This is a genomic window from Actinomycetota bacterium, from assembly GCA_012837825.1.
Taxonomy (GTDB): domain Bacteria; phylum Actinomycetota; class Humimicrobiia; order Humimicrobiales; family Humimicrobiaceae; genus Humimicrobium.
The window spans coordinates 23,200-39,088 of the sequence record DUQM01000069.1 but is presented as its reverse complement, the minus strand read 5'-3'; the positions used below and the strand labels follow the sequence as shown (position 1 = coordinate 39,088).

The 15,889-nt window shown below is 38.5% G+C and carries 12 protein-coding genes; 10 read left to right on the top strand and 2 right to left on the bottom strand.

The window, feature by feature from the left end:
• The first annotated feature begins 375 nt into the window (after positions 1-375).
• The 10 genes from GXZ93_05205 to GXZ93_05160 all read left to right on the top strand — a co-directional run bounded on the left by GXZ93_05205 (position 376) and on the right by GXZ93_05160 (position 11,913).
• A complete protein-coding gene (locus GXZ93_05205; protein HHT79179.1) occupies positions 376-987 on the top strand; it encodes a hypothetical protein in 612 nt (203 codons plus the stop codon).
• 295 nt (positions 988-1,282) lie between these two features.
• Positions 1,283-2,101: a class E sortase gene (locus tag GXZ93_05200; protein HHT79178.1), complete on the top strand. Its 819-nt coding sequence runs from the start codon at positions 1,283-1,285 to the stop codon at positions 2,099-2,101.
• A 63-nt stretch (positions 2,102-2,164) separates the two neighbouring features.
• Positions 2,165-3,265 carry a hypothetical protein gene (locus GXZ93_05195; GenBank protein ID HHT79177.1) on the top strand — a complete coding sequence of 367 codons (1,101 nt, stop codon included), beginning with the start codon at positions 2,165-2,167 and terminating at the stop codon, positions 3,263-3,265.
• 11 nt (positions 3,266-3,276) lie between these two features.
• Entirely contained in the window at positions 3,277-5,364 is a 2,088-nt protein-coding gene (ligA, locus tag GXZ93_05190) for an NAD-dependent DNA ligase LigA (protein ID HHT79176.1), read from the top strand.
• 11 nt (positions 5,365-5,375) lie between these two features.
• Positions 5,376-6,164: a CPBP family intramembrane metalloprotease gene (locus tag GXZ93_05185; protein ID HHT79175.1), complete on the top strand. Its 789-nt coding sequence runs from the start codon at positions 5,376-5,378 to the stop codon at positions 6,162-6,164.
• A 106-nt stretch (positions 6,165-6,270) separates the two neighbouring features.
• Positions 6,271-6,561 (top strand): Asp-tRNA(Asn)/Glu-tRNA(Gln) amidotransferase subunit GatC, encoded by a 291-nt coding sequence (gene gatC / locus GXZ93_05180; protein HHT79174.1) that lies wholly within the window; start codon positions 6,271-6,273, stop codon positions 6,559-6,561.
• A 16-nt stretch (positions 6,562-6,577) separates the two neighbouring features.
• Positions 6,578-8,038 (top strand): Asp-tRNA(Asn)/Glu-tRNA(Gln) amidotransferase subunit GatA, encoded by a 1,461-nt coding sequence (gene gatA / locus GXZ93_05175; GenBank protein ID HHT79173.1) that lies wholly within the window; start codon positions 6,578-6,580, stop codon positions 8,036-8,038.
• A complete protein-coding gene (gatB, locus tag GXZ93_05170; GenBank protein HHT79172.1) occupies positions 8,035-9,525 on the top strand; it encodes an Asp-tRNA(Asn)/Glu-tRNA(Gln) amidotransferase subunit GatB in 1,491 nt (496 codons plus the stop codon). The genes gatA and gatB overlap by 4 nt, the downstream gene beginning before the upstream one ends.
• Before the next feature lie 94 nt (positions 9,526-9,619).
• Positions 9,620-10,648, top strand: a complete 1,029-nt coding sequence (locus GXZ93_05165) for a 6-phosphofructokinase (GenBank protein HHT79171.1) — start codon at positions 9,620-9,622, stop codon at positions 10,646-10,648.
• Positions 10,649-10,674: 26 nt separating this feature from the next.
• Positions 10,675-11,913, top strand: a complete 1,239-nt coding sequence (locus tag GXZ93_05160; protein HHT79170.1) for a hypothetical protein — start codon at positions 10,675-10,677, stop codon at positions 11,911-11,913.
• Positions 11,914-11,948: 35 nt separating this feature from the next.
• Here GXZ93_05160 and GXZ93_05155 read toward each other — a convergent pair whose 3' ends face one another.
• Positions 11,949-13,478 carry a glutamate--tRNA ligase gene (locus GXZ93_05155; protein ID HHT79169.1) on the bottom strand — a complete coding sequence of 510 codons (1,530 nt, stop codon included), beginning with the start codon at positions 13,476-13,478 and terminating at the stop codon, positions 11,949-11,951.
• Between the two features lie 4 nt (positions 13,479-13,482).
• Complete coding sequence (locus GXZ93_05150) at positions 13,483-15,747, bottom strand: penicillin-binding protein (protein ID HHT79168.1); 2,265 nt, start codon at positions 15,745-15,747, stop codon at positions 13,483-13,485.
• Positions 15,748-15,889: the final 142 nt, after the last annotated feature.

Sequence of the window (15,889 nt, the reverse complement as noted above, 5' to 3'; positions counted from 1 at the left end):
TTAGTCGGTTTTTGTTTTTTAAGAATTAACTTTTTATTTTAGGAGGATAAGATGAGAAATAATAGAAGAAAAGTACCATACATTTTTTTAACAATATTTATAATCTTTGGGATTCTGTTAACTCTGCCCGGGTTAATTTTTGCAGATGATTCTCCAGGTGGTGGATCCGGAGGTACATCCTTTAAAGGCAACTATAATGTTGGTGATCTTCCTCCCGGCCTCATTGGTTTTAAGATTGATTGTAACCCTCCTGTAGGTAAGTATCCTGCAGATAACCCTGTTATTGAAATTACTGAGAAGATAGGCGATGATGAGGATGATTATGGTATAAAATGGAAAGTTTGTGATCCATCAGTAACTGTATATATAGTAGCAATGAAGGGTGGGAACTATACTAATGTATATGATTATCCTTCCGGCGCTACCAGCGGTACAAACTTCACATCAATAAATCCGAATAATGGTAAAAATTTTGAAATAAGCCATATTGTATTTGGTTATAAGGTTACGGACGAAACTACTACTACTATACCGGATGAAACAACCACTACTGTTCCAGATGAGACCACTACAACTGTTACGGACGAAACAACTACTACTATACCGGATGAGACTACCACCACAGTTACGGATGAAACAACCACTACTGTTACAGATGAAACTACTACCACAGTTACAGACGAAACAACTACAACTATACCCGGTAATACTACAACTACTGTGCCCGGTGATACCACGACAACGGTACCAGGGGACATTACAACTACAGTGCCTGATACTGTAACCACTGTGCTTGGTATCCAGGAAACAAGGCGGGTAGATGTTCTTGGAGTGCAGGAAACGGGACAAATAGATGTGCTTGGGATTCAGGAACTTCCATTTACAGGCCTGAGAGAAAATCTGGTAATATTAGGTCTGATGTTTATAATAACAGGTCTGATGACAATGATATTAATACCTGTTTTGAGAAGGGCAGGCAAACACTAGAAGGCATAAAAGAAAGAGTAAATAGGTATTTATAAGTAAAATCGGGCATCTTTAAAAGAGGTGCCCGATTTCTGTTTCCTTAAAAGTTAAAAGAGGCAGGTAGCGAGACAGCACTTGTAAGCAAAATTGACTTATAATATTAAATAATTTTGTGCAAAGAACTTAAATTTTAATAAATTTTTATAAATTATTATTTTCAAACAGAAATAAAATAGTTGAATTTGCTGTATTTTCTATATATGCTTTATGTTTTGAGTTATACTATCTTTTAAAATAAAATGATGGTCAGGTTCAGATGAAAAGTACGGTCAATCAGAATAAGAAACCCGGAAAGAAAAGCAAGTCACTTATTGCAACGATAGTGATAATATGCCTCATGTTCGCAGGCGGGCTAGGACTGATGCTGTATCCTTTTATCACGAATATCCCTTCATTATTCCAGAAAGGAGATCAGATTTCCAGGTGGGAATCTGAAAAGCAGAATAATGTGGCAAAAGAAGAAAAAACTGCTTCTGAAGATATGGTTATAGATTCAACTCTTATTTCTGATTCAAATGAGACCTCTGCAGGAGAAAACGGAAATACAGGCAGCGAGAGTTCCGGAGAGCCGGGAACCGATAAAGGCAAAAACAATGAAGCATCCGCAACAGAAATAGCGACAGGCGAAGAAGAAGCCGGCAGCAGTACCGCAGAAGATATGTTCCCGCTAAAGATCATAATTCCGAAAATAGAGGTGGAGTGGATTGCAAATGAAGGCGCTGATGTTCCTACTCTTAAAAAAGGACCGGGACATATACCTGAAACTCCTCTTCCGGGAGAGATCGGCAGATGCACAATCTCGGGGCACAGAACCACATACGGAGCTCCTTTTAATAGGATAGATGAGCTTGCAGTCGGGGATTTGATTTATCTTGAAACTTTAAATAATCTGGTTTTTGCATACAAAGTAACGGATATTGAAGTAGTTGCCCCTAGTTATGTTGAAATACTGATAGGTTCTGACAAAAAAGAGCTTCTGCTTACGACATGTTATCCCGAGTATTCGGCAAGGGAAAGGATGGTAATTGTTTCCGAACTGATAAATATATATCCTTTTGATTTTAATATCAGATAAAACATTTATTATTTTTTAAATATTATAATTATTTTTAAGCTCAGAGGAAGGGAAGGATTTAGCTTGAATGACTCTGACCAGCAGCATATAAAAGAAGAAGACCAAAATATCCGGCAGAATAATCCCGGCAAAACTGAAGATCGAAGCGGCTTATCTGATCCGGTAATATGGCATTTTGTATTAAAGCATCTGGATGGCGGGACGCCGACGGGACGGCTAAAGGCAAATATTACAATAGCTGATGTTGCAAAAAATTATTTCGTCCGGGGCGTTTATCACGAAGATGATAAGGATATGCATTTTTATATTGGGACAGATCAGGACGGCAGACTGAATTCAGCTATTGCAAATATAAAAGAACAGGCAGACCCGGAAAAAGCAAAACTGATTCTTGCTAAAATTCATAAAAACGTCAAAGCGGATGAAAACGCTGAAAAAAAGCATGATGACGGGGATTTGTCATCTGTGAATTCTGAATCAAAAGCATCATCTGTGACCGGCAGTCTGGACAGGAAAGATAAAAGCGGCGATGAAAAATCGGCAGGCGCTTCTTCTTTCCCATCTCGTGCTGCAATTATCCTGATTTCGTTAATTTTTCTTTTTGCAGTTGTCTTTAATGTCTTTGTAGTGGAATTTGAAAAGTACAAAATAAACAGATTCATGCAGCAGCAGGCTGAAACAACAGCCAGATTAAATGAAAGACTTGATAATATAAAAAAAGAACTGGCAAAAAAGAATAAGGAGACCTCTGATCTAATTGATTTTCATAACAATTTTGTGCCGGTATGGAAAGAATATCAAAATTCAATAAAAACGATTGTTTCCGATAATGATTCAAAACCGGCAAGTCTTTCTGATGTTGCCGCTCTTACAGACAAAAGAGCTGAAATATCCAGGAAATATTTAAATGCCTTTAAAGCATTGCAGATACCTGATATTATGCAGAATTTTTATGAAAGCAATATTGCATTTATTGAAAGCGACATCGGGTTCTGGGAACTTGCTTTTAATTATTATAATACAAATGATCAGTCTCAATTTGATTATGCCAGAATTGAAGAAATCGGAAATGAAAGCAAAATGCTTTTTGAGAAAGCCAGGGAAGAGCTGAACGGAATTTATGATACCCATGATCTGAGCTATTTTCTTAAAGAGTATGAATAAGTATAAAGAGTATGAGTGAGAATAATTCAAAATCAAATCCGGAAAGGCTTCTTAATCTGAACGTGCCTGATCTTTCCAAAGAAGAAGCTTTAAGGTTTTCAGAACAGTTACGGGAAGAGCTTAACAGGCATAATTATTATTACTATATTAAAGATAATCCGGTAATAACAGATGATCAGTACGACAAATTGCTTAAGAATCTTTTTGATCTGGAGAAAAAATATCCAGAAGCCATTACTTCTGATTCCCCGACACAGAGGATAGGGGCCCCGCTTGAGGGAGGGTTTCCCACGGTCACACATTCGGAGAAAATGCTTAGCCTGCAGGATTCATTTACCTATGAAGAACTTAAAGATTTCCTTGAAAGAGTTTACAGGGATCTTGGTTTAAAGGAAGAAGAAGTTGAATTTGTGTGTGAGCTGAAGATAGATGGACTGGCGGTTTCACTGTTTTATGAGAACGGATATCTGCGGAGGGGAGCCACCAGAGGCGACGGCATTTCAGGTGAGGATATAACTTCAAACATAAAGACAATAAAAGCGATTCCGTTAAGATTATTTAAAGATAGCAGATACGGAATCCCACCTGTCCTTGAAGTAAGGGGAGAAGCATATCTTTCAAAAGATGAGTTTGTCCGGATAAATGAAGAAAGAGACGAACAGGGAATATTTACTTTTGCAAATCCGAGGAATGCAGCAGCAGGCTCGCTACGACAGATAGACCCCAAAATAGCTGCAAAAAGGAATCTGAACATTTTTATATATGCCATGGCTTCAAATGATTACCTTGATATATCTGAACATTTTGAAGTTCTTCACTATCTTAAAAGCATTGGTTTTAAAATCAGTGAAAACATTAAAAAAGCAACAGGATTTGAGCAGATAAAGGAATTCTGCCAGTACTGGCAGGACAAAAGAAAAGATCTGCCCTATGAGACTGATGGGATAGTCATAAAGGTAAACATGTTCAAATACCAGAAAATGCTCGGAAACACATCAAGAAACCCAAGATGGGCTATTGCTTTCAAGTTTCCCCCTGAACAGAAAATAACCAGGGTTAAAGACATCAAGGTAAGCATAGGGCGTACAGGAGCCCTTACACCTGTTGCTGTCCTGGAGCCTGTGGTAATTGCAGGTTCAACTGTCTCAAATGCCACGCTTCATAATGAAGATGAAATAAAAAAGAAAGATGTCAGAATAGGAGATTTTGTACTTGTTCACAAGGCAGGCGACATAATTCCCGAGATAATAAAACCGCTGGTTGAAAAAAGGAATGGCAGCGAAAAAGAATTTGAAATGCCTTTGAAATGTCCGGTATGCGGCTCAGATACGCTGAGGCCTGAAGGCGAGGCTGTCAGGAGATGCACATCGCTTGCCTGTCCTGCAATCCAGTATGAAGCTATAGTTCATTTTGCTTCCAAGGCAGGCATGGATATAGAAGGTCTGGGGCCTGCAATTGTAGACAAACTTTTGCAGAAAGGCCTTATCAAAGATGCAGCAGATGTATATTACCTGAAATATGAGGATATTTACGGTCTGGACAATTTTAAGGAAAAATCAACTAATAATCTTTTGAATTCCATAAATAAAAGCAAATCAAAACCTCTTTCCAGGCTTCTGTTTGCCATGGGGATAAGATTTGTCGGTTCGCATATAGCAGATGTGCTTGCAGAAAATTATAATAACCTGGATAAACTTATGAATGCGGGTTTTGAGGAATTAAGCGGCATATTTGAGATAGGACCCAGGATAGCCTGGAGCGTTGTGACCTTTTTCAGACAGGCCCAGAACAGGCTTGTCATAGAAAAACTTGCAAATGCGGGAGTAAATTTCAAGTCCAGGCAGAAAATCCTCGAAATCAATGAAAACTTCAAAGGGAAGATTTTTGTCCTTACCGGAAAGCTTAACTCATTTTCAAGACAGGATGCAAAAGCAATTATCGAAAAATCAGGAGGTAAAGTTACTTCAAGTGTTAGCGGCAGCACTGATTATGTCCTTGTCGGAAAAGATCCCGGCAGCAAGCTTGATGAAGCTATAAGGCTCAATGTCAGACAGATAAGTGAAGATGATTTCAAAAATATGATTAATGGACAGACCTGACAGGGCAGATAATGGCGGCATTTAACAGAAGAGATTTAAAAAGACTGGGAATCGAAGAGAAAAAGAGTGAAAAAGCTTATATTCCAAAGATAAGATGGAATATAAGGGATGTATTCTTTTCAATAATATTTCTGGTAGCGATTCTGACCGGTGTTTACTTTTTATCGGCAAAGATAGTGTCAGAACTTAACCATGGAAATCAGATAAGCATAACAAACATAACTAACACAAGCTTCTCAGTTCTGTACGGCATTCAGGTGCTTCTGATGGTAGGGACAGTCTGGTTTTTTGCTATCTACTGGAGAAGAAGCAGTTTCAGGGATCTCGGTCTTACATATTACAGTATTTTAAGAACAGTATGGTATTCTTTTCTTGCCTTACTCCTGATTCTGGCTATAAACTTTGCCTATGTTTTTGTCATGACCAGCGTTTTTAAAATAGCTCCTCCTGAGAACAAGATAGCGGAACTTGTGGAAAATGGCAATGTTTCCTCCACCATACTTCTTATTGTAGTTTCTCTGATTGCGCCGGTTTGTGAGGAACTTTTTTTCAGAGGATTTATTTTCCAGGCATTCAGGCAAAGCCTGGGAGTTTTTGCAGGGCTCTTTATTTCTTCCCTTCTGTTTGCAGCAGCTCACCTTGAAATATATAACTTCATTCCCCTGATGGCGATAGGATGGGTGCTTGCATATATTTTCCACAAGACAAAATCCTTGTTTCCTGTAATTTTTCTGCATTCAATATATAATTTACTGATGATACTTGTTCTTTTCAGCCAGTTCAAAAAAATTGCGGCATAGCTTGTTTTTTTAGTATAAAGATATTGTAAAATCTGTTAAAATTGTTAGGGTTTTTTGTTTTAATTAATATAAATAAAATAATAAATACTATTTTGTAAGGATTTTCATGGGAAAAATTATCAAAAGAGAAGATGTAATACATATTTCACGTATTGCAGAAATAGACTATGACAGTGAAGAGATTGATAAAATAACTGTACAGATGGATAAGATAATCAAGCATGTTGCCAGGATAAGCGAAGCAGATACCGACAGAATCGCTCCCACATTCAATGTTCTTGATATTTCAAATGTATTAAGAGAAGATGAACCCCGTCAGTCTGTTAAATCTGAAGAAGCTTTGAAGAATGCTCCCGAAAGAAGTTCTGACGGTTTTAAGATACCCAAAATAGACTGACAGGAAAGAGGTTTTTTTGAAACTTACCTGCATGAAGGCTCATGAGCTTCATGAGCTTATTAAAAAAAAGGAAATAAAGATAGAAGATATTGCCGGCGCTTACATTGACAGAATTGAAGAGGCTGACAAAGTAATTAATGCTTTTATAACTTTCAAGCCTGAGGAAATAGTTAAAAATGCAAAAAGAATAGACAGGTATATTTCTGAAGGCGGTGAAATCAGGCATTTTACCGGAATTCCCATAGCTGTCAAGGATAATATCTGTATCAAAGATGTCAGAACTACATGTGCTTCAAAAATTCTTTCCGATTATTATTCAATTTATGATGCAACTGTAATTAAAAAATTAAATGAGCACAATTTTCTTTTTCTGGGCAAGGCGAACATGGATGAATTTGCCATGGGGTCATCCAATGAAAACTCAGCATTTGGACCAGTGAGAAACCCCTGGAATACGGAAAGAGTGTCCGGAGGTTCAAGCGGCGGGCCGGCGGCAAGCGTTGCTTCATTTGAAGCGGCATGTTCGCTAGGTTCAGATACAGGCGGTTCAATAAGACAGCCGGCGTCCCTATGTGGTGTGATTGGCTTTAAGCCCACTTATGGAAGAGTATCAAGATACGGCCTTGCATCTTTTGCGGCGTCTCTTGACCAGATAGGGCCTTTTACCAGAGACATGACTGACTGTATCAACCTATATAATGCGATATCAGGGCATGATGAATTTGATTCAACTTCTATTGATATGAAAAATAAAAAAGACTATGGGTTTAAAGCAGTAGAAAACTTAAAGGGCATGAAAGCCGGTGTTCCGAAAGAACTTATGATCAGGGATATAGACAGTGAAGTTAAAGCTTCAATATTGAACACAATAAAAATACTTGAGAGAAATGGCGCAAGTGTGGAAGAAACCACGCTTCCAAGCCTTGAATACGCTTTAAGCGCCTATCATATAATCGCACCTTCAGAAGCGAGCTCAAATCTTGCGAAATTTGATGGCATAAGATATGGCTTGAGAGACAAAGATGCGCAGGGGTTGCGAGAGATGTATAGGAAAACCCGTTCGGCAGGATTCGGGCCCGAAGTTAAAAGAAGTATTATGATAGGCACCTATTTTCTTTCTTCAGGACATTATGATGCTTATTATGAAAAAGCCCAGAAAGTAAGGACACTCATAATAAATGATTTTAAAAAAGCGTTTTCAAAGTATGATATTCTTGTCGGTCCTTCTTCGCCAACTACGGCATTCAGATTTGGAGAGAGGATGGATGATCCCCTGTCGATGTATCTGTCCGATATATGCACAATACCGGTAAATCTTGCAGGAATACCTGCTATTTCAATTCCATGCGGATTATCAGATGAGCAGCTTCCCATCGGTTTTCAGATAATGGCCGATGCTCTGAGGGAGGATAATATTTTTAAAGCAGCCTGTGTTCTGGAAGGTGAAATCAATTGGAAAATAACACCAAAGATCTGAAAAACTTAGATGACAAAGACGGTCCGGATCAGCCTGACAAGCGTTTTGAGACAATAATCGGTCTTGAGACTCATGTCGAGCTTTCCACGCAGACAAAAATGTTCTGTGGCTGCAGACTTTCTTTTGGGGAAAAGCCAAATAGCAATACATGTCCTGTCTGCCTTGGCCATCCCGGTTCGCTGCCTGTTGTAAATAAAAAAGCAGTTGAATATGCCATGAAAATAGCTCTTGCGCTTAACTGCAGGATTAATAAGCGCACGATATTTCACAGGAAAAATTATTTTTATCCCGATATGTCTAAAAACTATCAGATATCACAACACGACCTGCCTATAGGCATAGGAGGCTATGTTGAGATTAATATGGGCAGCCACACCAGAAGAATAGGAATTACAAGGGTCCACATGGAAGAAGATGCAGGAAAACTTGTGCACAGTGGTGCAACCGGAAGAATAAGTGGAGCAGACTACAGTATCGGGGATTTCAACAGAGCCGGAACTCCCTTGATAGAGATTGTAACTGAACCGGAAATTAAGAGCCCTCTGGAAGCAAAACAATATATGATTACTCTGAGAAATATTCTTCTATACCTTGGAGTAAGTGACTGTAACATGGAAGAAGGCAGCCTCAGATGTGATGCCAATGTTTCAGTAAGGCTTAAAGATTCTGACAGGCTTGGGACAAGGACCGAAATCAAGAATCTCAATTCATTTAAATTCATCCAGAAAGCACTAGAATATGAGGCTTCAAGACATATATCGTTGATAAACTCAGGAAAAAAAGTAATCAAGCAAACCAGGCATTATGACGACAAAACCCAGTCAACCAAAGTTTTAAGATCCAAAGAAGAAGCTCATGATTACAGATACTTTCCGGATCCTGACCTTGTTCCCATAGATATCGATGATTGCTGGATTAAAAAGATAAAAGATTCTATTCCGGAGCTGCCGAACCAGAAAGAAAAAAGATACAAAGACAAGTTCGGACTTTCAGATTACGATAGCTCACTGCTGTCAGGTGATTTTGAAATATCAGACTATTTTGAAAAGACGCTTGAAACTTATAATGCAAATCCCAAGGGGATCTGCAACTGGCTAATGGGGGATTTCAGCGCTTTTCTTAACAAGGACCAGATTTCAATAAAGGAAAGCAGAATAAAACCTGAACATCTTGCTCGTCTTGTCAGATTAATTGATGAAGGGAAAATAAGTTCAAATACAGCCAAATCTGTTTTTAAAGAAATGTATGCCAAAGGTTCTGATCCCGACGATATAATAAAGGAAAAAGGACTTGAGCAGATTAGTGATAAAGGCGAGCTTGAAGCTATTGTGGAAGAGGCAGTTAAAAACAATCCTGATGCAGTCAGTCAGTACAAAGCAGGCAAGGTAAAAGCAATAGGCTTTATCGTCGGCCAGGTTATGCAGAAAACAAAAGGCAAGGCCAATCCTGCTCTTGTAAACGAAATAATAATTAAAAAAATTTCTTAAAACTGCTAATTTGCTAATTATTATTATTTTAGTTTAAAATTAAATTATACATTTATATATATGCATACACTTAGGGAGGTCATCCATGAACGATATTAAAACAATCGGGATACTAACCGGTGGAGGGGACACACCTGCTACCAATGCAATCATAAGGGCTGCTTATATAAAAGCAGTAATGCACGGATATAAGATAACCGGAATAAGAAATGGCTGGGACGGACTTATTACAGGAAATGTATTTGAAATGAATCGCAAACTTGTTTCGGGGATTCTTGACAGGGGAGGGACAATTCTTGGTTCAGCAAGGGTAAATCCGTTTAAAATTGAAAATGGTGTCGAGCTGCTCAAAGACAATATAAATAAGTTTGGCATAGATGCAATAATATGCATAGGCGGAGATGATGCAAATATTGTAATGCACAGGCTTGGACAATATGGCGTAAAGGGTGTCGGGATACCACAGACTATTGATAATGACATAGGCTTCAATGATTACTCCATAGGGTTTGACACAGCTGTTGAGATTGCAACAGATGCGATTGACAAGCTTCATACGACAGCTTCTTCACATCACAGGATAATGATTCTGGAAGTAATGGGAAGGGAAGCAGGGTGGATAGCTCTTTACTCAGGAATAGCAGGAGGAGCTGACCTTATACTTATACCTGAAGTTCAGTTTGATTACGATTATATTGTCAATGTCATTGAAGAAAGGCGGGAAAGAGACAAGGATTACAGCATCATTGTGGTAGCTGAAGGCGCCAAACCCGATACAAAAAAAATGAAACTGGAAGTCAAACCGATAATTGAGTTCGGAAGTCCTGGAGCAGCCAGAGGAATTGGAAATACAATTGCCAAGGAAATTGAGAGAAGGACGGGCTATGAAACAAGAGTAACAGTTCTGGGTCATCTGCAGAGAGGCGGAAAGCCTACGGCTTTTGACAGAATACTGGCTACAAGAATGGGAATTAAATCCGTCGAGCTTATAAATGATAAAAAATTTGACTACATGGTTTGTTTTGAAGGCAATCGTATAAGCACGGAACCTATGGAAAAAGTTTTAAGCCAGTATAAGGAAATGGATCTTGAACTTTACGATATTGCAAAGATTTTTAATTAAAAGATTGCCGGAAGAGAGGAAATTTTATGATAATAGCGATTGGAAACATTGGAAGCACATCACTTAAAAGCAAGATACTTGATATCAATGATAAAAACGAGATAGTCGCGCTCGGGGAAGCAAATCTTGACAAGATAAAGACGGAAGGGGAATCCAATTTTACCCATAAAATAGGCAACCGGGAAACGGTGAAAGAGGTTATCAATGTATATGGATTCAGGAACGGAATACAGGTTATTCTGGACTGGTATATAAAAAACGGAGTCATAAAGAAATACAGTGATATCGAGGCAATGGGCTTCAAAACAATTCTTGGAGAAACCAATGGAGCAAATCTTCTTACCCCCAAAATACTTGATGAAATGAAAAGATTTTCTTTCGTAGCTCCTGTCCACAATATGCCTTATCTTGAGGCAATAGGTGAATTTAAAAAAGTGCTGGGTGAAGATGTTCCTCTTGTAGGAGTCTTTGAGCCGTCTTTCCATTATTCGATACCTGAATACAGAAGAGTGATGGGATTTCCATGGAAATGGTATAAGGAACTTGGCATTAAGCAGAACGGCTATCACGGTTCTTCTCACAGATATATGTCTGCCATGATATACAAGCTGGAAAATACCGATCAGTTGAAGCTTGTTACAATTCATCTGGGCGGTTCCAGCTCCATATGCGCGCATAAAAATGGAAAATCAGTTGATGTCAGCATGAAGTTTTCCACTGATTCCGGATTGCTTCAAGGGACAAGAGTGGGGGACTGTGACGGAATAGGACTTTTATTTGCCATGAAGTCCCTGGGGCTGGGAATTGAAGAAGCTCAGAAAGAGATTTCCAGCAATGGAGGCCTTAAGGGTCTTGCCGGAATCGGAACGGATGATTTCAGGGAAATAATGATGGCAAGCCGGTCCGGAAATGAAAGATGCGCTCTAACAATTTCATCTTTTATAGACGGCATCAGAAAGTATATCGGCGCTTTCGGAACGGTTCTCGGAGGAATAGATGCCATTGCCTTTGGTGGCGGAATTGCAGAGAAAAATGCAGATACAAGGATGAAAATCCTTGAAGATATGGAGTATATGGGAATCAGGCTGGATCCTGTCAAAAATGAAGATTTCAATGGAAAACAGGCTTTGGTTTCAGCCCCTGACTCCAAGGCGAAGATATATATAACTCCTACAAATGAAGAGATAGTTGTTGCTTATTTTGTAAAGAAAGTTGTTGAAAACGGAAGAGACCTTACGCCTGATGAAATGGTCTTCAGGATGTAGATTGATTCAGTTTAAATAATTTATGGATTACCTGCTCAGGAAATCAGTTCCAGATATTCCGATAATCTGTGAAGGGATTTTTTTCTTCCGAGTATTATGATTGTTTCAAAAAGAGGAAGGCTTACAGTTCTTCCCCATAATGCCAGTCTCAATACTTCTGCCAGTTCGCCAAAAGTAATATTATTTGCTTCTGCAAGATCTCTCAGCTCTTTTTCTATCAAAGGAAGACAAAAATCATTATCTGTGATTTTCGATAAAGTTGATTTTGCCTGTTCAAGCAATGAAGCTGCATTAATATTTTTGCCTGCAAAGAAATTTTTTATTTCATCCGGATAAATTATCTCAAAGAAAAAAGGTAATATCATTTTTTCAATTTCATTTAAGGTTTTGGCTCTTTTGTTTACAAGAGGGATTATATAAAGAATCTTATCTTCAATTTCCCTGAAAATCGCGCCGACTGCTTCAGGATTTTTCAGATCTGCTTCTTTAAGACAGTTATTTTTTAAATCCGATTTATCCATTTCCGTGATTCTTTTTTTAAGTCTGTCCTTAAGCATTCCGGCAAGATCTGAGATTTCATGATTTTTTATATACATGCTATTTATATGAAGAAGTTTCTCATAATCAAACCTTGATGCCTTTTTGTTTATGGTTTCAAGACTGAATTTTTTAATAATTTCTTTCTCGCTGAAAATAGTTGTCTTTTCGTCAAAAGCCCACCCGAGAAGTGCAAGGTAATTTTTTACAGCTTCCTGCAGAAAACCCTCATCCCTGTAAGATTCAACTGATATTGCTCCATGCCTCTTGCTTAGTTTCTCGCCATCCTTTGACAGAATCATGGGCAGATGAGTAAATGAAGGCGGGGAAATATTAAGAGAATCATAGATGAGGAGCTGTTTGGGTGTGTTTGAAAGATGATCTTCTCCTCTTATAATATGAGTTATTTTCATCAGATAATCATCTATGACGGCAGAAAAATTATAAGTTGGAAGATTATTTGATCTTAAAATAATAAAATCATCAATATTGCTGCTATTAACTTTGATTTTTCCATATACTGTATCCTTAAAACTTATTTCTTTACCATCAGGCACCAACATCCTTATTGAAAAAGGCATTTTTTGCTTCAGCCTGTCTTTTATCTGTCTGTCATCAAGTTCAAGACATTTTCTGTCATAGCTGAAGAACTCTCCCTTTTTTGCATAATCCTGTCTGCGCTGTTCAAGTTCTTCAGGAGTACAGAAGCACCTGTATGCTTTTTTGCTGCCCAGAAGAAAGTCTGCATATTTCCGATAATATTCATTTCTTTCTGACTGCCTGTAAGGTCCGTAATCTCCGCCAATATCCGGTCCTTCATCCCATCTGACTGAAAGCCATTTAAGAGAGTCGAGAATAGTGGCAATCATATCTTCCTGATGTCTTGAAATATCAGTATCTTCTATCCTGAGAATAAGCCTGCCTTTTTCTTTTCTGGCGAAAAGCCAGTTAAAATAAGCAGTTCTTGCACTTCCTATGTGAAGATATCCCGTAGGGCTTGGAGCGAAACGAACTCTGACTTCATTCATGGCATTAAGGATTTACCCATACTTTGATTAAACGGGTTCTTTCAACCCTCAGATCCCATAGAGGATCCTGTCTGTGAGTATAGCCGGAAGGAACACCGGCATATACTTCATTTATAAACTCTATATTGGTAAAGCCGGCTTCTCTGAGTATTCTGTTTGCTTCATCAATAGGAATAAGACAAATAAAGGGAAGCATGGGCATATCTTCTTCGGTGATAGGTACCTGCTCCCTGGGTTCAGATCCATAGGAGTACTGGGATATTGTTATCTGTTCTGACGGAGTGAAACGGTTTGGAATCATAACCTGCCCTGTTTCCGGAAGGACTGTTACCTGAAGACTGAATTTATCTTCCCCCGGTTTTGTAAAAGATTCTGCAGGAAGATTTGCGGTTGCTTTTTCCATAAATAATTTAAACATCATTGCAGGATGGGCGCCGCCTTGTACTCTCATGTCATGGACGCTTGTCATTTTTTTGTTTTCTTCCGGATAGCCCATCCAGAAGCAGGCAGCAAGATTGGTTGTAAAACCTGTAAACCATGCGTTTTCTGCTTCCTGAGTCGTTCCCGTTTTTCCGGCAACTTCGCGATCTTCAAGTCTTGCTCTTGTGCCTGTACCTCTCTGAACAGTTTGTTTCATTATTTCGATAGCTCTGAAAGCATTGATTGGCGAAATTACCTGTAAATTTTCCGGTTCCTTGTAGTCTTCAAGAATATTGCCGTCTTTATCAATTACTTTTAATATGGCAACCGGATTATTTTTCCTTCCATAATTTGCAATAGTACTGAAAGCTGTACATACTTCCAGCGGGGAAACCCCTGTAGTCAGACCGCCAAGCCCGATAGCAGGATAACCTTCAAGGGGAGTCTCAATACCCATTATATTGGCAATTCTTGAAACAGCATCTCCGCCGACTCTCATTATCAGCTGGGCATATACGACATTTACAGATTTTACAGTTGCATCTATAAGATTCATCTCTGCCATATCGGGATAAGACTCTCCCATATAATTTCCAACCTCCCATGGCTTGCTGTCAGGTATTTCATATGTTACGGGCCCGTTAGGATTAAATGTCATATACGGGCTGATACCCTGTTCAAGAGCGGCAATAAGGGCAAAAACCTTAAAAGTCGATCCCGGCTGTCTTTTGCTCTGTGATGCAAGATTAAATTTCATGGTATCAAAATCTCTGCCGCCAACCATTGCTTTGATGAATCCGTTAGCCGGATCAAGCGCAACCATTGCTCCTGCAGGGTCTTCAGGATCCGGAAGTATTTCATTTATTGCGGCTTCAGCATATCTCTGCATTTTCGGATCCAGTGTGGTATATATCTCAAAGCCGCCTTTAAAGACTTTGTTAACGCCATATTTTTTAATCAGTTCCTGCTTGACGTATTCTGTAAAATAGGGAGCAAAATCACTGCTTTTTTCATCAGATCTTTCAAGTATTATAGGCTGTTTTAGCGCCAGCTCATATTCTTTGCCTGTAATCATTTTTAATTCATTCATTTTCAGAAGGACAAGATTTCTTCTTTCAAGAGCTCCTTTTTTATTTGTATAAGGTGAATAATATGTCTGTCCTTTTAAAAGTCCGGCAAGAAGAGCGCATTCCTGGATGTTGAGCTCATCGAGCTCTTTATTAAAGAAAGTCTTTGCTGCTGTTTTTACGCCGTATGCGCTTTCACCAAAAAATACTGTGTTCAGATACATTTCAAGGATTTCATCCTTTGTATAGATTTCTTCAAGCTGCATTGCCAGAGCTACTTCTCTTATTTTTCTATCAAGTGTAATATCAGTTTTTTCTTCCAGAATATAGGTATTTCTGATGTACTGCATGGTTATTGTGCTGAAACCCTGTGAAAACTCACCAGTTTTAATATTTACCAGAAGAGCCCTTACAAATGATTCAAAATCAACGCCTTTGTGCTCATAATATCTCTCATCTTCAATAGCCAGTACTGCATTTATCAGATCCTGCGGCATCTCGCTTAAAGGCACGATCTCCCTGTTTTGTTCACCATGCAGGGTTCCTATAAGAGTTCCGTCTGCCGCATAGATTTTGGAAGTAAGTGCATTTTCCACAGGTGAAAAATCTTTGATATCCGGAAGAGCATTGTAAAAATCCGCTACTATTTTTGTGCCTATCATTAGCAGCGAAGAGACAATTACAGCTATGAATATAAAAAAGACAAGCATTATTGCAGCAATTGCCAGAATAATTTTCGGAGCATTACTTTTGTGATGCTTTTTTCTCAGTTTCTTTGACATATTTTTACTGACCTCTAAGGAACCAGATAAAGATTATTTTAATCAAATCAAGCAAGACAAAATATTAACACTATTATGAAAATTTTTAAATTATTTAAAAATTAAAAATAATATTTCGAATATTATTGCGTTAATGCAATAA

Coding starts and splice junctions, on each gene's coding strand:
- GXZ93_05185 (HHT79175.1), top strand. CDS start 5,376: ATGGCGGCATTTAACAGAAGAGATTTAAAAAGACTGGGAATCGAAGAG.
- ligA (HHT79176.1), top strand. CDS start 3,277: ATGAGTGAGAATAATTCAAAATCAAATCCGGAAAGGCTTCTTAATCTG.
- GXZ93_05200 (HHT79178.1), top strand. CDS start 1,283: ATGAAAAGTACGGTCAATCAGAATAAGAAACCCGGAAAGAAAAGCAAG.
- gatC (HHT79174.1), top strand. CDS start 6,271: ATGGGAAAAATTATCAAAAGAGAAGATGTAATACATATTTCACGTATT.
- GXZ93_05160 (HHT79170.1), top strand. CDS start 10,675: ATGATAATAGCGATTGGAAACATTGGAAGCACATCACTTAAAAGCAAG.
- GXZ93_05150 (HHT79168.1), bottom strand. CDS start 15,747: ATGTCAAAGAAACTGAGAAAAAAGCATCACAAAAGTAATGCTCCGAAA.
- GXZ93_05205 (HHT79179.1), top strand. CDS start 376: ATGAAGGGTGGGAACTATACTAATGTATATGATTATCCTTCCGGCGCT.
- GXZ93_05155 (HHT79169.1), bottom strand. CDS start 13,478: ATGAATGAAGTCAGAGTTCGTTTCGCTCCAAGCCCTACGGGATATCTT.